Source organism: Pseudoalteromonas sp. RB2-MNA-CIBAN-0110 (assembly GCF_040309305.1).
Taxonomy (GTDB): domain Bacteria; phylum Pseudomonadota; class Gammaproteobacteria; order Enterobacterales; family Alteromonadaceae; genus Pseudoalteromonas; species Pseudoalteromonas arctica.
In genome coordinates this window covers 25,207-43,081 of the sequence record NZ_JBEOOQ010000025.1, presented here as the reverse complement: position 1 = coordinate 43,081, position 17,875 = coordinate 25,207, and the positions used below count along the sequence as shown (strand labels likewise).

At 35.7% G+C, this 17,875-nt stretch carries 16 protein-coding genes and 1 pseudogene; 6 read left to right on the top strand and 11 right to left on the bottom strand.

Annotated elements, in window-relative coordinates; all coding sequences use genetic code 11:
* Positions 1-7 precede the first annotated feature (7 nt).
* Genes AAEY68_RS13040 through AAEY68_RS13025 form a run of 4 tightly spaced genes read right to left on the bottom strand, consistent with a single transcriptional unit; the run spans position 8 to position 4,273 of the window.
* The gene (locus tag AAEY68_RS13040; RefSeq protein ID WP_024593635.1) at positions 8-1,978 is read right to left on the bottom strand and encodes a transglutaminase TgpA family protein; all 1,971 of its coding nucleotides are present in this window, start codon (positions 1,976-1,978) and stop codon (positions 8-10) included.
* Positions 1,978-2,964: a DUF58 domain-containing protein gene (locus AAEY68_RS13035; RefSeq protein ID WP_024593636.1), complete on the bottom strand. Its 987-nt coding sequence runs from the start codon at positions 2,962-2,964 to the stop codon at positions 1,978-1,980. Before AAEY68_RS13035 ends, AAEY68_RS13040 begins: the two co-directional genes overlap by 1 nt.
* 6 nt (positions 2,965-2,970) lie before the next feature.
* The gene (locus AAEY68_RS13030) at positions 2,971-3,876 is read right to left on the bottom strand and encodes an AAA family ATPase (protein ID WP_002960884.1); all 906 of its coding nucleotides are present in this window, start codon (positions 3,874-3,876) and stop codon (positions 2,971-2,973) included.
* 13 nt (positions 3,877-3,889) lie between these two features.
* The gene (locus tag AAEY68_RS13025) at positions 3,890-4,273 is read right to left on the bottom strand and encodes a response regulator (protein WP_007582739.1); all 384 of its coding nucleotides are present in this window, start codon (positions 4,271-4,273) and stop codon (positions 3,890-3,892) included.
* A gap of 529 nt (positions 4,274-4,802) precedes the next feature.
* On the opposite strand from AAEY68_RS13025, the gene AAEY68_RS13020 reads away from it, so the two are divergent.
* The 6 genes from AAEY68_RS13020 (at position 4,803) to AAEY68_RS12995 (ending at position 11,660) form a co-directional block, all read left to right on the top strand.
* Complete coding sequence (locus tag AAEY68_RS13020; RefSeq protein WP_007582736.1) at positions 4,803-6,131, top strand: hypothetical protein; 1,329 nt, start codon at positions 4,803-4,805, stop codon at positions 6,129-6,131.
* Between the two features lie 152 nt (positions 6,132-6,283).
* Positions 6,284-7,588: an ABC transporter substrate-binding protein gene (locus AAEY68_RS13015; RefSeq protein ID WP_024593638.1), complete on the top strand. Its 1,305-nt coding sequence runs from the start codon at positions 6,284-6,286 to the stop codon at positions 7,586-7,588.
* 146 nt (positions 7,589-7,734) lie between these two features.
* A complete protein-coding gene (locus AAEY68_RS13010; RefSeq protein ID WP_350586073.1) occupies positions 7,735-8,607 on the top strand; it encodes a carbohydrate ABC transporter permease in 873 nt (290 codons plus the stop codon).
* Between the two features lie 2 nt (positions 8,608-8,609).
* Positions 8,610-9,440: a carbohydrate ABC transporter permease gene (locus AAEY68_RS13005; protein WP_024589367.1), complete on the top strand. Its 831-nt coding sequence runs from the start codon at positions 8,610-8,612 to the stop codon at positions 9,438-9,440.
* 10 nt (positions 9,441-9,450) lie between these two features.
* The gene (locus tag AAEY68_RS13000) at positions 9,451-10,452 is read left to right on the top strand and encodes an ABC transporter ATP-binding protein (protein ID WP_024593640.1); all 1,002 of its coding nucleotides are present in this window, start codon (positions 9,451-9,453) and stop codon (positions 10,450-10,452) included.
* A gap of 248 nt (positions 10,453-10,700) precedes the next feature.
* Positions 10,701-11,660, top strand: a complete 960-nt coding sequence (locus AAEY68_RS12995) for a sugar-binding transcriptional regulator (RefSeq protein WP_002960874.1) — start codon at positions 10,701-10,703, stop codon at positions 11,658-11,660.
* A 420-nt stretch (positions 11,661-12,080) separates the two neighbouring features.
* Here the strand turns inward: AAEY68_RS12995 and AAEY68_RS12990 are convergent, their stop codons facing one another.
* The 7 genes and pseudogenes from AAEY68_RS12990 to AAEY68_RS12960 all read right to left on the bottom strand — a co-directional run bounded on the left by AAEY68_RS12990 (position 12,081) and on the right by AAEY68_RS12960 (position 17,870).
* Complete coding sequence (locus AAEY68_RS12990; protein WP_024593641.1) at positions 12,081-12,905, bottom strand: alpha/beta fold hydrolase; 825 nt, start codon at positions 12,903-12,905, stop codon at positions 12,081-12,083.
* A gap of 460 nt (positions 12,906-13,365) precedes the next feature.
* Entirely contained in the window at positions 13,366-13,791 is a 426-nt protein-coding gene (locus tag AAEY68_RS12985; protein ID WP_010552799.1) for a response regulator, read from the bottom strand.
* 37 nt (positions 13,792-13,828) lie between these two features.
* A complete protein-coding gene (locus tag AAEY68_RS12980; RefSeq protein WP_350586089.1) occupies positions 13,829-14,716 on the bottom strand; it encodes a response regulator in 888 nt (295 codons plus the stop codon).
* A gap of 120 nt (positions 14,717-14,836) precedes the next feature.
* Positions 14,837-14,899 (bottom strand): annotated as a pseudogene (locus AAEY68_RS12975) (hypothetical protein); the annotation flags it as partial.
* A gap of 60 nt (positions 14,900-14,959) precedes the next feature.
* Positions 14,960-16,024, bottom strand: coding sequence for a hypothetical protein (locus tag AAEY68_RS12970; RefSeq protein ID WP_350586070.1), 1,065 nt, complete (start codon positions 16,022-16,024; stop codon positions 14,960-14,962).
* Between the two features lie 158 nt (positions 16,025-16,182).
* Positions 16,183-16,707: a hypothetical protein gene (locus tag AAEY68_RS12965; RefSeq protein WP_029751269.1), complete on the bottom strand. Its 525-nt coding sequence runs from the start codon at positions 16,705-16,707 to the stop codon at positions 16,183-16,185.
* A complete protein-coding gene (locus AAEY68_RS12960) occupies positions 16,704-17,870 on the bottom strand; it encodes a hypothetical protein (protein WP_024593642.1) in 1,167 nt (388 codons plus the stop codon). Before AAEY68_RS12960 ends, AAEY68_RS12965 begins: the two co-directional genes overlap by 4 nt.
* Positions 17,871-17,875: the final 5 nt, after the last annotated feature.

The window sequence follows — 17,875 nt, the reverse complement described above, 5'->3', positions numbered from 1 at the left end:
GTATTCTCTATTTGGAAATTTTAATTAATTTTATCAGATCTTTAGCCTGAGTTTTGCGCTCTTTCGTAAAAGGTTTTTTACTATAGCGTACTTGGTTAAATAACTGACTAAATGTGTTTATAGATTGTGCAGAACGAGGAAGTTGATCAGCAAAAAAATGTAACTGCTGACTCGGTGTTAAATTATCGGGTGTATTTATTTTTTGTTTTTTCGCCCATGCTTTTACTTCATAAAATTCTTTAACCATAGGCGCTAATTTAGTCGGGCGTTTTGGTAAGTTTAAATAAACAAAATAACCTACAAAACAAAAACCAGCTGTTAATAAAACCATTAATGGTACAAGCCAAATGTTTTTACTACCAAAAATTGATTTTAAAAAATCATTTTGTTTTTCTTCGTCAAAACCAAGTACCCAGCTAGACCATTGATAATCGAGATTTTCAAGTTCCAACCTTAACCAATTAATAGCGGGGAAATTACTTAAACTCACTAAACCAAAATCAAGATTACTTTTAAATTCGTCATTCAGCTCTTGGTTTTGCGAAAGTGAGCCATTTAAACGCTCAGGTGCAACAACGGCGGTTGCATCAAAAATAACCCAACCTTCGTTTTGTAAATATACTTCTACCCATGCATGCGCATCGTACTGGCGAACTGTTAGCGTATTATTATCTTGATTTAATTCACCGCCTAAATAACCACTTACTAATCGAGCGGGTATACCTGCGGTTCTAAAAATGTACGCAGCAGCGCTTGCATAATGACCACAAAATCCACGTTGGTTTTCAAATAAAAATTGGTCAATTGTATTATCGCCGCTCATAGGTGTAGGAGTTAGCGTGTAAGTAAATCCCGTACCTGCAAAGTATTGTAATAAGCTATTGTAAAAATCGCGGTCAGAGTGTGTTTTTTGCTTTAAGTTTTTAGCAAGTGATGATGTTTTTACATTCTTTTTATAAGCGAGGTATTTGTAGCGTTTTTCTTCAAATTGGCCAAGCGGTAAAGCTGTGAAGTTAAAGCTATTTACATCGTATTGTAAGTTTTTAGCTTGGCGACTTTTTTTACGCAATAAACCTAGCGAATTACCTTCAACATTTTGTGAGTTACTACTGGAGTAGGCTAAACCATAGAGCCATTTTTGTGTAGCAGGCTCTGTAATAACTGAGTAGCTTGAAATAAGTTGCTCATTATTTTCGCTCTGGGTATTTGTTTTTAAATTATTATATTTTAAAAAGTCAGACGTAAGCCACGCATTGCCATTAAATTCATCATGAACTATTGCTCGCCAATAATAAGGCGCTACAGGTTTTTCTTCGTTAAATTTAACTCTAAACACAAGTTCATCTGAGTTTGAAAGCTTTGCAATATCGAATGGGTCGACTTGTTCAGAAAGCCCTGTTTTTGCAAGCTTAGGCCCAGGAAGCTGCCAAAAGGCGGGCATTTTTGGTAAAAAAAGCAGTAAAAATATAGCTAAAGGAAGTGCTAAAAGTAGTAATTTACCACTTTGCTTAGAGGCTATTTTTAAATTATGTTTGGATTCGAGTAAGCCAAGTACTGCAAAGTTTAATATGTATAAACCACTTACAGTTAAAGTCGTTAAAATGCTTTGGTTAAATAAATACACCGATGAGAGTGAAAAAAACGTAAGCGTTGTAATTACATGATAGTGTTTTTTGGTTTTAGCCTGCAGCAGCTTAAATAAACTAGCAAGTAGCAGCATGGCCACAAATAAAATAACCGTATCCGACATGCCTACTGTGTAGAGCATTAAACCTAGTGACACACCTGCGAGTATATTTGCCAGCCAAGCATTTGGCTTTGGTTTATTACTCAGCGTTATGTAAAAGTTCCATGCACAAATAAGTGAAAGTACACCTACAAAAGCAAGCGGTAAATGTGATACAAAAAATACAATTAAACATGCATATATAAAAGACAGCGAATAATTTATTACTTTTTCGTTTTTAAGTATGTCCATTACACATCACCATTAAATGAGCATAATAATTCTAAGCATTGCTGCTTATGTTGCTGTCCGGTATTTGTATTTATTGTTTTATTCGGTAGCTTTAACATAAAAGGGGTGTTTTTCTCGGTTGCTTCACACACTAAAAAGCATAACTGGCTTAAACGTTGTTCTGTATCTCCATTCATCAACGTAAAATCGAAGAGCGCATTCGCTGTTTTAAAGTCTACAAACTCTTTAACTAACAACTGCTGTGTTTTTGCGTAATGCTTCCAAGAGACTCTTTGCAAGCCCATCTCTGGTAAATGTGGGATTAACGACTCAAACTCTTCGCTACCAGATTGTGTAGAAATACCTTTATCGGCTTGCTCATCAAGCACAGAAACATGCGCATCACTGTGTACTTGTTCAAGCGACGGGTATACAAATACATCTTCTTGTAATTGAATGTAGCTCCAAACAGTTATTAAACCAAAGGGATAGTTACTCGCTATTTTAATACGTTGCACTGAGTACTTACCGCGTGAGCTGTAGGGTAAGTTGAGTGTAAGTAACTGAGTCTTACTATCAACTTCGTCGGTATGTTTGTGAGTTTGCTCACTACCTTGATATGTTAAATTAATAGATTGGGTTAGTGAAGGGCTTTGTAATTCAAATACAATACTCGGTTTTTGGGGGGCGTAGCTGTTAAATGCATCTTTAAATTTAACCGTTAAGCCTTTAGCGTTACTGTAGCCCATTAATACAGCAATAATCATCACCACAAACATAAGATAAGACATTATTAAAATTAAATTATTTTGATAATTAATGCCCATTACAAAGTTTAAAATAGCCACAATTACAAAGTACCAACCTAGGGACGATGGCAATACATAAATTGTTCTGTGTTCAAGTGTAATTGAGTTTTTTAAATGCTTATTTTTTAATAACTTATTAAATACACTTCGCTTAAATGACTTAAATAAAGAAGGGCGCTTAGCTGTTTTTTTTGGCATAAAAGTTTATACCGGAACTAATACGTTTTTTAAAATATCGTTTACTTGCGCTTCACCTGACTCATTATGCAAACCTAAACGATGCTGACACACACTTGCAAATACGGCTTGAACATCTTCTGGCATTACAAAATCACGACCATCAATAAAGGCCCACGACCTAGCCGCTTTAGCAAGAGCCATACTGGCACGCGGTGATAACGAAGATGCAAAAGCGTTGCTTGTGCGTGTGTAATTAACAAGCTCTATAATGTAGTCAATAACCGGGCTACTTAAAGTAATTTGGCTTATCTGGGTTTGAATTGCCGCTAACTCTTGTTGGTTAATACGCTTAGGTAACTGACTGTAATCTCGTTTTTGCATATTCAAAATTAAGCGTTTTTCGGCTTCTTTAGGTGGAAAACCTAAGCTAATACGCATTAAAAAACGGTCTAATTGCGACTCAGGTAACGGGTAGGTACCTGATTGGTAAAGCGGGTTTTGTGTTGCTATCACAAAAAATGGATTTGGCAGCGTATATTTTTTTCCATCAACTGTTACTTGTTGCTCTTCCATTGCTTCAAGCAACGCACTTTGTGTTTTGGGCCCTGCGCGGTTTATTTCATCAGCTAAAACAACTTGGCTAAAAATAGGGCCTTTATGAAACGTAAAACTGTGCTCGGTAGAGTTAAATACATTAGTACCCAGAATATCAGCAGGCAGAAGATCACTGGTAAATTGAATACGCTGATACGATAAACCTAACACAGCTGACAATGCATGAGAAAGAGTGGTTTTTCCCATACCAGGCAAATCTTCAATGAGTAAATGCCCTTCGCTAAATAAGCATGTAAGTGCCAGTTTTATTTGTTGTTGTTTACCAAATATAACACTCGAAAGATCTTCTATAATCGCAGTAACAGTACTATGCATGCTAACCTTATTATTATTCTATTATTTCAAGACGCTTCATTACAGTGTCTACTTTTTTTGTGTTGAAAGGTTTTGCAATAAAGCCTTTAGCGCCCATTTCCCACGTGTTTTGTACGTTTTCGAGACTATTGTGGCCAGAGCACATAACAACATGAGTGTGCGGATAAGCACTATTAATGTATTCCAATATATCTGCACCGTTAGAGTCAGGTAAATCTACATCTACAAATATTACGCCTGGCGGTTTATTGTTCATAATAGGTTTAGCAGAGCTAAAATCGGCGCTTTCTAATATATCTTCAAACCCTAAGTCAGTTAAAATTTGGTTTAGATAATCACGAATTTCCTTAACGTCATCAATAATGAGGATGGGCTCTAGCGGGCGAACAAATTCCATATGTAGGTTACTTCTATTTTGAATACATCTAAGTGCTTTAATACTAAGCTAACCCCAACATAAGCTCAAGAACGTTACTTAAAAAACACTAATAAATAAACTGTTTATAGGTTTGCCCAATAACCTATTTTTAAAGGATTACCTGCTTTCATATCTTTTACTAACTTATATTTTCATTAATTGTATTGAACAATAATGACGTATCTACAATAAATCCCTTAATCCTACACTTTATTTCCTCAAAATTTGATGTAACAAATTTGCTACTTAACTTATTGATTCAAAAATATTTACATATAAATTCGATTTTTTGTAAACGTTTTGTAATAAAAAATCGTTGACCTTCTAAATTCATTCTGTGATTATGCTCAGTAGATGAGCTTATGCTCACAAGTGCAATTTCATTAACTATTTAATGTTTTGCTCAGCCAGCCTCATCTACACACACTGAATTAATACCAATTTCATTAAATGAATATGCAATTTAATAAAGTTGGCATCACACACCACACTAAATAAAGAGCTTATTATGTTGAATAATAAAAAGACTAAATTTGCAATTTCTCTCATAGCGGCAGCTATGGCTACATCGGCTCCAGCACAGGCTGATATTTCTGAATATTTAGATCGCGTTGACGTAGACTTTTTACTAATGCAAAACTTTCAGTCAATTCAAGCTAAAGACGGCGCATTTCGTCCAGAAGATGAAGAACAAGAGTCAGGATTTGGCCGTATTAGAGCTAATCTAATGCTTAAATTTCATATTAACGAGTTCATCACTGCCGATATAGATATTGCAGAAGAGCCTAATGACTTTGGTGGCGAAGATCGTGACTTTTCATTTCACAACGATTTTGCAGGTGTTGAATTTGACTTACTAGGTCTTTATGGCACACCAAAAGAAAACGCAAATTTAACACTGCGTTTAGGTAACATTGGTGGCTCGCCTTTTCAATTTAAAGGTTTTCAAGACGGCGCAGATAACCAAAATAATGCACTTATTGGTAATGGTATTACCGATTACGCAACCGCAGAAAACGGCGCACAGCTAAGTTACAGCGAAACTTTCGAAAGTGGTGTAGTCCGTGCTTATAATGTTACAGGTCACATTACGACTTCTAGTTTTGGTGAAGCGTTTCAAGAAGACAGAGGTTATAACTACCGACTTCAAGGTACTCTAGAATTTGAAGGTGGCTTTAAAGCAGGCTTAAACTTATTAAAGGCGAATCAAGGCGACCAGTTACGTTTTGAAAACGGTGTAGCCAGTCTTGATGGTGTAACCACAACAAACTATCGCTTTGGCGATGGTGAAAACTATAATTTCTCAGCGTCACCTTCAAACGAGCGTGACACTCATGTTGGCGCAATGCCAGGGCTTGAGCAATCAATCATCCAGCTTAATTTAGCTTATCAACCATCTGACGAAACTAGCTTAATTTTTATGGTTGGTAAATCATCTGATGACTACACATTCGCAGATGCCGCTGGTAATGCAGTTGCCGGTATTACCTACTTTGGTACAAACGGCATAGCAGATGAAAATGGCACTACTTTTGATTCAAACAGTGTAATAGAAGGCGACTCATCTGTTGAGTACTTCGTGTTTGAAGCACAACAATATCTAATCCCTAAAAAGCTATATGTAGCGGCTCGTTATGCAGAAGCCGAAAACACTTCCGACTTAATTGAACAAACAGACAACACAGTAGAGCGTATTCAAGTAGCCGCAGGTTACTGGTTTAACGATAAAACGCTTTTAAAAGTTGAGTATGTTAACCAAGAAGAAGGTGTTAATTCGGGCGGCCAAATCGGTAAAGGATTTGACGGCTTCACTTCTGAAATATCTGTTAAATTTTAAGTCATTATCCAACTAGTCTAACTATTTATACAAAGGACCTAAAAAGGCACTTTGCGGGCAGTTTTATGCGTTAAAACTGCCATAAATAGAATTGGTAATAGATTGAAATTTAATAGCACTTGTTAAAACATAACGTGTATGGGGAATACCCGATGAAAAATAAATTAATTATGCTCGCGTGTGGCTTTATAAGCATGGGCGCTGCGGCAAAAGAAATAATTACAATAGCGACTGTTAACAACGGTGACATGATCACCATGAAAGAATTAAGCAGTGACTTTACCAGCCAAAACCCTGATATAGATCTAAAATGGGTCACTCTAGAGGAAAACATTCTTCGCCAACGTGTCACTACCGATGTAGCAACAAAAGGCGGCCAATACGATGTTATGACCATAGGTACTTATGAAGTACCAATTTGGGGCAAACAAAATTGGTTAAAAGAGTTAGATAATTTAGGTGAAAACTACGATTTAGACGATTTAATCCCAGCAATTCGAAGTGGTTTAACGATTAACGACAAGCTTTATGCTGCACCATTTTATGGTGAAAGTTCAATGGTTATGTACCGCACTGACTTAATGGAAAAAGCGGGGCTGACAATGCCTAAAGCCCCAACATGGGACTTTATACGCAAAGCTGCTAAAGCGATGACAGATAAAAAAGAAGGTGTTTATGGCCTTTGTCTACGTGGTAAAGCTGGTTGGGGCGAAAACGTTGCGCTTATTACATCAATGGCTAATTCGTTTGGTGCTCGTTGGTTTGATGAAAATTGGAAGCCACAGTTTAATACCCCAGAGTGGGAAAATACCCTTCAGTATTATGTCGATGTGATGAAAGAATCTGGCCCTGCAGGTTCATCTGCAAACGGTTTTAATGAAAATCTTGCACTATTCCAAACCGGAAAGTGTGGTATTTGGATTGATGCAACCGTTGCAGGCGCATTTGTTACTAACAAAAAAGACTCAGAAGTTGCCGATAAAGTAGGGTTTGCACTTGCGCCAGATAACGGCCTAGGTAAACGCGGTAACTGGTTATGGTCTTGGACTTTAGCCGTACCGGCAAGCAGCAAAAAACCAGATGCCGCAATGAAATTTATTAGCTGGGCAACATCTAAAGAATACACTCAACTTGTAGCCGACAAAAAAGGTTGGGCAAAAGTACCGCCAGGTACACGTAAATCACTTTACAGTAATCAAAAGTACATGGACGCAGCACCGTTTGCGCAAATTACCTTAGATTCTATCCAATCTGCAGATCCTAAAAATCCAACCGTTAAACCGGTGCCTTATGTAGGTATTCAGTTTGTTGCTATTCCTGAGTTTCAAGGAATTGGTACAGCTGTTGGGCAACAATTCTCAGCAGCATTAACTGGCCAAATGACCGTTAAGCAAGCGCTTAGTACGTCTCAGCACCTCGTTGAGCGAACAATGCGTAAAGCTCGCTATCCTAAATAGCATGTAATGGGCGGGTAAGTACTCAAACTTACCCAATATTTTATGTCAATTCTATTTACTTGTTAGTTATAAACGCTATCAAGGGTTTCTGATTTTCACTTGATAGTTAACAAGTAAATAGAATTGGCTTTTTTAAGGTCACCTTTATGGCAACAACTAACTCGCGCACGCTTGCTCGGTTTATGCTTCTTCCAAGTGTAATTTTATTACTTGCTTGGATGATAGTTCCGCTGTGTATGACACTGTATTTTTCTTTTATTGATTACAACTTACTCGTTCCAGGGGATAAAGAGTTTGTAGGCTTTTTAAACTATGAATTTTTCCTAACTGATCCGGCTTTTGTTGAATCATTTTTTAACACGCTCTACCTAGTAACTGGGGTTTTACTGATCACTATTTGTGGTGGTATTGGCTTAGCTATTTTACTAGACCAAGCAATATGGGGACGAAACTACGTTCGCATTATGGTACTAGCCCCATTTTTTGTAATGCCAACTGTGTCGGCATTGGTATGGAAAAACATGCTAATGAACCCAGTTAATGGCTTATTTGCACACTTTGCGATTTGGCTTGGCTTTGAACCTATCGACTTTTTTGCTCAAATGCCGTTATTTTCAATCATCATTATTGTGTCTTGGCAGTGGTTACCATTTGCAGCATTAATACTGCTAACAGCAATACAATCATTAGACCGCGAGCAATTAGAAGCGGCTGATTTGGACGGAGCAGGCCCATTTAGTAAGTTTTTTTACATCGTTTTACCGCACTTATCGCGCGCTGTAACTGCGGTTATATTAATCGAAACTATATTTTTACTGTCAATTTTTGCTGAAATATTAGTCACAACTAGTGGCGGTCCTGGTTATTCGTCAACCAATATAACGTACTTAATTTATACGCAATCGCTACTTCAGTTTGATGTAGGCGGCGGTTCGGCAGGGGGCATAGTTGCAGTTATTATTGCAAATATAGTCGCTATATTTTTAATGCGCTTAATTGGCAAAAACTTGGAGGGTTAATTATGACTATAAAAGATAGCCGTCGTTCCAAACTAATTTATACCATTGCTGCATGGACAATAAGCGGCATGATTTTCTTTCCAATTTTATGGACGTTAATCACCAGTTTTAAAACGGAAGCCGAAGCAATTTCAGCAAGCCCAAGCTTATATGCGTTTGATTGGACGCTCGAAAATTACCGAGATGTACTGTCGCGTTCGCCATACTTTACCCATTTTTGGAATTCTGTGGTTATATCGCTAGGTTCAAGTTTACTAGGGTTATTAATTGCGGTACCTGCTGCGTGGTCTATGGCGTTTGTGCAAACTAAAAAAACAAAGCATTTATTAATGTGGATGCTTTCAACCAAAATGTTACCGCCAGTAGGGGTACTTATTCCGATTTATTTATTGTTTCGAGACTTCGCATTACTCGATACAAAATTAGGTTTGGTTATTGTAATGACACTCATTAACTTACCAATAATGGTATGGATGCTTTACACCTACTTTAGAGAAATACCAAACGAAATACTTGAAGCTTCTCGTATGGATGGCGCAACAATTGGTGAAGAAATATTCCATGTTTTATTGCCAATAGCCTTACCGGGTATAGCCTCAACGCTATTGTTAAATGTAATTTTGTCGTGGAACGAAGCTTTTTGGACACTTATTTTAACCGCTGCAAATGCTGCACCTTTAACGGCATTTATTGCCAGTTACTCAAGCCCTGAGGGGTTATTTTACGCTAAGTTATCGGCAGCATCTGCCATGGCCATTGTGCCAATTTTAATACTTGGTTGGTTTAGTCAAAAACAATTAGTGCGTGGATTAAGTTTCGGCGCAGTAAAATAGGAGAATACACATGGGCAGCATCACACTAAAACAAGTCACTAAAAACTTTGATGAAGTTAACGTAATTAAACCGCTCGATCTAGAAATAAAAGACGGTGAGTTCATTGTTTTTGTTGGTCCGTCGGGCTGTGGTAAATCTACATTACTTCGTATGATCGCAGGTCTTGAAGATACCACCAGTGGTAATATAGAAATTGACGGCATTGACGCTACAAAAACACCGCCTGCAAAAAGAGGCTTAGCAATGGTGTTTCAATCCTACGCGTTATATCCGCATATGACCGTGCGTAATAATATTGCTTTTCCTTTAAAAAGAGCCAAAGTTAGCCCTACAGAAATCGAAAGTAAAATTGCTAACGCCGCTAAAATTCTAAATTTAACTGATTATTTAGACCGAAAGCCTGGGCAATTATCGGGCGGACAGCGCCAGCGTGTAGCAATAGGGCGCGCAATTGTACGTCAGCCTTCGGCATTTTTATTTGATGAACCGCTTTCAAATCTTGATGCGTCACTACGTGTAAATATGCGTTTAGAAATATCTGAATTACATAAAAGTTTAGCTACAACAATGATTTATGTTACGCACGATCAGGTTGAAGCTATGACAATGGCAGATAGAATCGCGGTATTTAATGCCGGTATTATTGAACAGGTAGGCACACCTTTAGAGCTTTATAAAAACCCAGTAAACAAATTTGTAGCTGGTTTTATTGGCTCTCCAAAAATGAACTTTATAGATGCTCCACAAAATGAAGATGCGAATGTTAGTTGTATTGGTATACGACCAGAGCATATAACACTCTCTACTGAGCAAGGAACGTGGGCTGGTACTGTCGGTGTAATTGAACATTTAGGATCGGAGAGCTTTTTACATATAAATATTGAAGGCAAAGGGACCGTAACAGTAAAAGCAGATGGTGATTGCCCATTAAAATATGGCGACAGTATTTACCTAAGCGTACCGGCAGATAAAGTATTAAAGTTTGATAATAACGGTTTAACAATTCGCTAAAGCCAATTTTTAAATACCTTAAATAGCACCTTTATAAAGGTGCTATTAACTAAATTCTAATTACATAATCCTATGAAACCTAGGTATTTTTTATTAAGGAATGGTATATTTACAATTATAAATAACAAAAACGTTATTGATAAATAGATATTCCAAAATTAATAAAATAATTTATATAGCAGCACATATAATTAAAATTATGTAATGAAAATAAGGATTTAGTTTTCCTTATATTTTAAGAGGTTTACGTGGTAAAGCTATCAAATACAGAAATTAGAAAGCTAGATGATGCAGCCAGAGCAGGGTGGTTATATTATGTTGGCGGTAACACACAAGATGAAATTGCTAAAAAGCTAAATATATCTCGTCAATCTGCACAAAGAATGGTCGCATTATCTGTGAGCCAAGGTCTAATTAAAGTTAGACTTGACCACCCGATTGCCAAATGTATGGATTTGGCCGAAAAATTAAAAAGCCGTTTTGGGTTAGATTCGTGTGAAGTTGTACCGAGCGATCCGTCTGAACCATCATCTACATTAGGTTTGGCTCAAGCTGGCGCGGCTGAAATAGAACGTCATTTAAAATCAGAACAACCCAAAGTACTTGCTATGGGAACCGGTCGAGTTTTACGTTCATGTGTGGATGAGCTAAGAACTGTTGATTGTCCGCAACATAAAATTGTAGCCATGCTAGGTAATATGGCTTTAGATGGATCGGCTTCACCTTATGATGTTGTAGTAAGAATGGCCGAACACACCAATGCAAAACATTACCCAATGCCATTGCCAGTTTTACCAAGAAGTATTGAAGAAAAAGAACAGTTACATGCACAACAAAATATTACCGGTAATTTAAAACTCGCTAAAGATGCCGATGTAACATTTGTGGGTATTGGTAGCTTAGGTGAAAAGTCGCCATTACATATAGATGGTTTTATTGATGCGCAAGAACTTAAAGAGTTACAAGATCTTGGTGCTGTTGGTGAAATGATTAGTTGGGTGTTTGATAAAAACGGTAAGCTTTTAGATTGCACAGTTAATCAGCGCGTAGCAAGTACGCCATTAAAAACAAATGCTAACAAACAGATTTATGCGATAGCTGCTGGCGAAGAAAAAGTGTTAGCCATTTTGGGCGCAGTAAGGTCAAACATGATCAGTGGATTAATTACTAACGAATATACAGCTGAGCGTTTATTAAGTATTGATTAAACAAATTGATAAATAAAGTATCTGTATTAGTAATTCCTGTTATTGTAATAAAACCACTTAATGTCCGATACCGTCTAGTATTGGACATAGTAAGGGCGCATTTAAGCGCTCTTTCTATATATACATTAACTACCTATAATTTATATTATGTTAAATAGCATAAATAAATACATAACCAAGTTACTCACCTTCATTAATTAACGTATAAACGCGATATTTTGACTATTTAATAAGCATTAACCTACTTATCTTAATAGTCAGTGCCTTACCCATTTACGGTATTAGCTTCTTGAACATATAAAAATACCGCTTGGTTATTAATATTATCAAACGGTATTACAATGATTGCCTATTCGCTACTTTACCCAATCAAACTTAACGTATTGAAACAAATAGCTTTAAAATTATCCTACTAATTCACTAGAACGTTTTATCATTCATAAATTCACTAATAAGCTCAGACACTTTATCTGGATGTTCATCAATAACCCAATGAGCGGCTTTATCTATCCAAATCAATGATGAATTTGGAATTGCTTCTTCTAACATTGGCGCATACTTTGGCTTTTGAAACTTGTCTTCTTTACCCCATATTATGAGTGTTTCATGAGGTAAGCTTTTAAGATCGCCTGTAATAGCTTCGGTATATTCTTTATTGAGCCTGCGCATGTTACTAAATAAAGCTGCTTTTCCTTTTTCATTACTCCATGGTGCTAAGTATATTTTCATCAACTCTTCAGTCATTACGCTCGAGTCGTAAACACCTTTGGGCATGAAATCTCTTAATGTATCTACAAATTCAGCTACAGTTGTTTTTTCTTCTACACCTGGTTCTAGCAAAGGTTCAAATTCTGGTATTGGCCAAGAATCAAAACATACACTATCAATTAAAACCAACCCGTTTACTTTATCCGGATGATTTACAGCCATTAATTGAGCAACACCACCACCAATATCATGTGCAGCAATATTAACTTTAGAAATACCGAGTTCTTCCATAAACTTACACATTATTCTACATTGCGCATTTATAGATACATCGGTGTTAATTGGCATATCAGATTCACCAAAGTTTAGTAAATCAGGCGCTATTACTCGATGTTTTGATGCAAGTTTTGGCATCACATTTCGCCATAATAATTTATTAGTTGGTATTCCGTGTATCAATAATAAAGGTGTTCCTTGTCCCATTTCTTGATAAGCAATTTGATGACCTTCTACTGTAACGTACTGTGTCTTGTTCATAATTTTTCCTCTTTAACATTAAAAATTATAATGTTTATTAAACTATAAAATTGGAATATAGCCTTATAAAGCAAATTCCATCCCAAGATGAGTATTTATTAGTTATTAAAAAATCTTAATGTTTTAAAAGTTAAACCCCTGTGATACGTGGGCTCTAGGCTAAATAAATTTACTGACTTTATAATATTGCAGTGTTTAATAATTGTGATTATCAAACCGCTTTAAGAAGTGTGAAACGATGACTCGTATACATGCAACAATTACAAAAGCGTAGTTTTTAATACTTTGAAGGAATAATTTGAAAAAATTATTCTTATTAAAGAACTTTTACAAATTTAAATAAATTAAAGGTTCATATACACAAAAGCACTAATAAATATTAGTGCTTTCAAAAATTATAATTTAACTTTTTAGTAAGCTATAAATAAAAAATAGTTAACCGCCCTACTGTTTCTATTTATCATTCCAAAAAATATCTAATATTTTCTATTAATACACTTTGCTTAACTGGCTTCAATAACAGGCCGTTAAACCCAAGCTTCACATACTTGTTATCACTATTTTCGTTTTCACTAAATGTATGAGCGATAATTTTTGTTGCTGATGCGTCAGCATGCTTTCTTATTTTTAGCATTGCGTCGGTGCCTGTAAATTGCGGCATTACTATATCCATTAAAATAATATCGTAAATATTTTGAGAAACCATAAGTAGCGCCTCTATAGCACTTGATGCGAAATCTATTAAAATATTTTCTTCGTTAAGCATTTTTCTAATTACTATTTCTATTAGCAAGTCATCATCTACTAAAAGCAGTCGTTTAGTTTTATTTATTGGCGTTACTTTAAACTCGATAACTTCAGCCATATTTTCAATAGTGTTTTTCATGTTTTACCTCATTACTGTTCCAGTAATATACGCTAATTTATAACGACTTATCTTTTAAAATGCGTGTTATTTGGTTTATTAATACACCTTGTTTTACTGGTTTTAATAGCATGTCATCAAAGCCCTGGTTAACGTATTTTGAATCTGTATCGGGTGTCGATGTATGCGCAATTATTTTAGTTTTCAAATTGTCACTGTGTTTTTTAATTTTTAACATAGCGTCAGTTCCCGACAATTCTGGCATTACTATGTCCATTAAAATAATGTCGTAACTGTTTTGCGATACCATCAACATTGCTTCTATTGCACTGCGCGCGTAATCTATTTTAATATTCTCATTTTTTAGCATCGCTCTAATTACAATCTCAACAAGAGGATCGTCATCAACCAGTAATAGCGTGTTTTGGTGTTTGTTAGTTACTAAACTAGCTTTTACTAAATCATTATTTGTTAACGAGCTACTTGGTACTTCTTGCTCATTGTCTTTACCTTGTTTGGTTGCTATGTTGACCAACATAGAAAGTGATATCGTCGTTTTATTGGCACTACTGCTAATAATTATCGCTTTCCCACCAAGCATTTTAAATATCGAGATAAAAAACTTTAACTCTAATGATAAGTCTTTATCATCTATAAAGCGCGTTATATCATCACCCGAAATGCTTTTAAGTTCAGTTATAAAATGGTTAGTGTTGATTAAATTACTTAATGAAAAATCGAGGTATAAGTAATTACGTTTACTTTCATTTTTAATCTGAGCGTTAATTGAAAGCGTTGTATTATTTGATGAATCAAAAACCTCAGTCACTAATTGAATAACCAATTGAGAAATTAACTTTTCATCGCTTGCGACCGTTAATTCAGGCGTAATATTATTTTTAAGAACGATTCTTTTATTTTCAGCCTCTTTAGCTAAAATCGACATATTATTATTGATCATTTGATTTAGGTTTACGTTTTTGGCCTGAAGCTTTAACTTACCTATTTCCGATTTATTTATATTTATGAGTTGTTGAATTACACTTTCGAGCTGGTCGCATGCATCAGAAATATTCCCCACATTGTTTTTAAATTCGTTAAAGCTTATTGGATCTTTAGATATTTCAACTAATGACTTTAAAGATGATAAAGGCGTTTTTAACTGACGGCTAAGCCTTGTAACAAATTTTTATTTTAATTGATTTGTCTGTTTTGATTTTTCGAGAACATCAGCGAGTAAACATTCTTTTTGATGTGCCTCTGTATCATCTCTAAAGTAGCAAACAAAACCATTAAAATCTGTATGTCTTTGTAATACAGTTATCCACTTCCCGTCTGTAAAACCTATATCTATTAATTGGTTACGGTCATCATCAAGCTTATGATGTTCATGGTAGTGATTTATAATATTATGCTGCTGCGCAATACTTATCAGCTGGCTATACGATAGCTGACTGTTTTGTTTATTCACCTGTGCAAATAAAAGATTAAAAGCATTGTTGGTAATCACAGGAAATTCATGGCTATTAAAAATAGCAAACCCATGCGGCAGTGCATCCAGAGAACTTGAAAAAAGCTCCTCTCTATTGAGTATTAACTGATTTTTTTGTTTTATTTCACTGTGTAAACGCCTTGGCAAACGTAAAAAATAATACACAAACGCGAATACACAAAAAGAGATTAACCCTAATCTAATTAAACTGTATTTAGTTATTTGTGGTCGTACTATTTTATTCATTGGTTGCACATGCAAGCGCCAAGTAGGTGGAAAACGACTGCTTAAAGCGCTAATACTATTTTTAATTATACTCGGGTTTACTTCTCCTTGTTTTCCTAAAGTAAACTGTGGTGTTGCTATAAAAACGTTATAATTTTCAGTGTTTAATTTGCCAATAACGGCTTTTAAAAACTTACTTAAATCAAATGCTGTAAGTGTATAAATAGAGCCTTGTTTTATTTTTATTTCAGAAATTAAGAAGGCCGTATCAGCAACCGTAAATACTTCTACTGCTTGTTTATTCGCTCTTTTATTAAATTTTTCTAACCAGTTTGTAAATCCATACGCGGCTAAATCAAAATTATTTTTTGACCAAAGTGCAAGCTGGTTATACTCAGAATCAAACACAACATACCCTTTGTAAGTTAAGTTTTGTGAAACCTGACTCTGCACTAAGTTACTAAGCTGCTCTTTTGTATAATTATTTTGGCTTTGTAAAAAGCCTGCAATAACTAAATCTTTTTGAGATATATACAATCCTTGATTATCAAATCGCTCTAATGCATTAAATAACGTTTTACGTAATTGCTGGGTTTTTTGATTGTAATTACTTTGCAGCTCCTTTTTTTCAATAGTATAAAGAAGTAATGCAGTGAATGAACATAATACTAATGCAATTAAGAATGCGACGGGCGCTAAACTAAATACATGAATATACTTTTCACCATAATTTTTTTCTCAGGCTTAGTACTTTGATTACTTACTGAATCTGAATTTTTATTTAACTGTGTCTGTAATAATTGAGCAAATGAAATAAACTGATCTTTTTGTGAACCTATTAATGTTTTAGGTGCTAAATCGGCCATCAGCACTACGCCAATTAATTTATTAGTGACACTATAAATTGGATATTGTGCATAAAAACGAATTAATTTGTGCGTGTTGTTTGATACATCATCAAAAAAAGTATCTTCAAATAGATATAGTTTTTCTTGTGTACAGCGTTTTTGATAGCTTAATAACTCATTTTCGACGCTTTCTTTATCGTTGCAGGTTATTAACTGCTCTGAATAAACTTCTCTAAAATCGATAAATTTAACAATTGGAACATCATAAAACTGTTTTAGTAGTGTTAGCGTTTCTTTAATTTCTGTTGATATTTCATCAGTTTGTGTATCTGCTAAATTAGCATGTGAAGTAAATATATTTGAGGCGTTCATTGACGTTCTCCTTCCCCTTTTGGGGGAGTATGTATCCACGTTGTACTGTTTTGGCTGCTATGTACTGGCAGTAAAACTTTAAATGGTGGTGTTAAGCTACTAAGTGCAGGTTCGCCTGTGGTGATATTAATTACTTGTTCTGCATTAACTAAATTAAGTGATGTTTTGCAATATGTAATGCCTGGCTCAATCCCTATTAAGCTCAGTGTTTCACTAATAATAAGGTTATTTACTAAATCAATACCGGCGAGCTCAAATGTAGTTTGTAAAATAGTGAAGACGAGTGTCTCTACAATGTTTTCATCTTCTTCTAAGCGTGTCCCTTCTGGGCAGCATATAGTGCCAAGCTCTATATCAAAGTTTGTTCCTATAAGAACGAACTTAAGCGCTTTAAGTGCATCTTTTAAGAGGGATTCTACTTCGGGTAAATATAAATCAAGTATGTCGCCTTGCGATTCGTACCCTGCTTGGCATGTGTCACATGATAGCGCCAACTCTCGACCGTCGGTTCCTACAAGTGGACGACCCAAAGCGGTCAAGCCAACTAAACAACTGCTGTCGGCCGGTTGCTTATCTATTTCAAAGCTTTCACAAGGTGAGCCTGTTACTACTTTTTGCGATACATAACGAGATAGAATTTGTTCACTATTAGCAGGGCATTGTTGTGGCGTACTTCTTAATAACTGACCAATAACGGTATTACCTAACTGCCCTATTGCATAATTTGGACCTTGCTGCAGCGCATTTATATAACTTACATTACCGGTATTATTTAGTTTACTCACACCTTGGCTGTCTGTTGCTTCATCGCTTAAGCCCTTTAAACACGGATTACCTTGGCAATTTGGAGCATCGTAATAAACAGCTTCTCGTGAGGTAAACCTATCATCTCGTATGCCAATTAGCGCTCTGTATGTGCTGTTTGCCCCCCGGTCTGTATAAAAAATTAGTGGGGCTTGGTGCTCATCAAAACTTACTGCAATACCGAGTGGTCTATTATTAGCATCAACGACAGTAATTTGATTATCTACCTTAGTTTGATGGCGCTTAATAAGGGCATCCCTGACTAAAATAACCCCACCAATTGAGCCAATAATTAAAATTGTTATAATTAATATAAGCTCAATAGTAAGTATGTACCCTTGTTGATAATGCTTTTTCATATCAG

Excerpts from the sequence above, each read along its gene's own strand:
- AAEY68_RS13040 (WP_024593635.1), bottom strand. The coding sequence starts at position 1,978 with ATGGACATACTTAAAAACGAAAAAGTAATAAATTATTCGCTGTCTTTT.
- AAEY68_RS13035 (WP_024593636.1), bottom strand. The coding sequence starts at position 2,964 with ATGCCAAAAAAAACAGCTAAGCGCCCTTCTTTATTTAAGTCATTTAAG.
- AAEY68_RS13030 (WP_002960884.1), bottom strand. The coding sequence starts at position 3,876 with ATGCATAGTACTGTTACTGCGATTATAGAAGATCTTTCGAGTGTTATA.
- AAEY68_RS13025 (WP_007582739.1), bottom strand. The coding sequence starts at position 4,273 with ATGGAATTTGTTCGCCCGCTAGAGCCCATCCTCATTATTGATGACGTT.
- AAEY68_RS13020 (WP_007582736.1), top strand. The coding sequence starts at position 4,803 with ATGTTGAATAATAAAAAGACTAAATTTGCAATTTCTCTCATAGCGGCA.
- AAEY68_RS13015 (WP_024593638.1), top strand. The coding sequence starts at position 6,284 with ATGAAAAATAAATTAATTATGCTCGCGTGTGGCTTTATAAGCATGGGC.
- AAEY68_RS13010 (WP_350586073.1), top strand. The coding sequence starts at position 7,735 with ATGGCAACAACTAACTCGCGCACGCTTGCTCGGTTTATGCTTCTTCCA.
- AAEY68_RS13005 (WP_024589367.1), top strand. The coding sequence starts at position 8,610 with ATGACTATAAAAGATAGCCGTCGTTCCAAACTAATTTATACCATTGCT.
- AAEY68_RS13000 (WP_024593640.1), top strand. The coding sequence starts at position 9,451 with ATGGGCAGCATCACACTAAAACAAGTCACTAAAAACTTTGATGAAGTT.
- AAEY68_RS12990 (WP_024593641.1), bottom strand. The coding sequence starts at position 12,905 with ATGAACAAGACACAGTACGTTACAGTAGAAGGTCATCAAATTGCTTAT.
- AAEY68_RS12985 (WP_010552799.1), bottom strand. The coding sequence starts at position 13,791 with ATGAAAAACACTATTGAAAATATGGCTGAAGTTATCGAGTTTAAAGTA.
- AAEY68_RS12980 (WP_350586089.1), bottom strand. The coding sequence starts at position 14,716 with ATGTCGATTTTAGCTAAAGAGGCTGAAAATAAAAGAATCGTTCTTAAA.
- AAEY68_RS12965 (WP_029751269.1), bottom strand. The coding sequence starts at position 16,707 with ATGAACGCCTCAAATATATTTACTTCACATGCTAATTTAGCAGATACA.
- AAEY68_RS12960 (WP_024593642.1), bottom strand. The coding sequence starts at position 17,870 with ATGAAAAAGCATTATCAACAAGGGTACATACTTACTATTGAGCTTATA.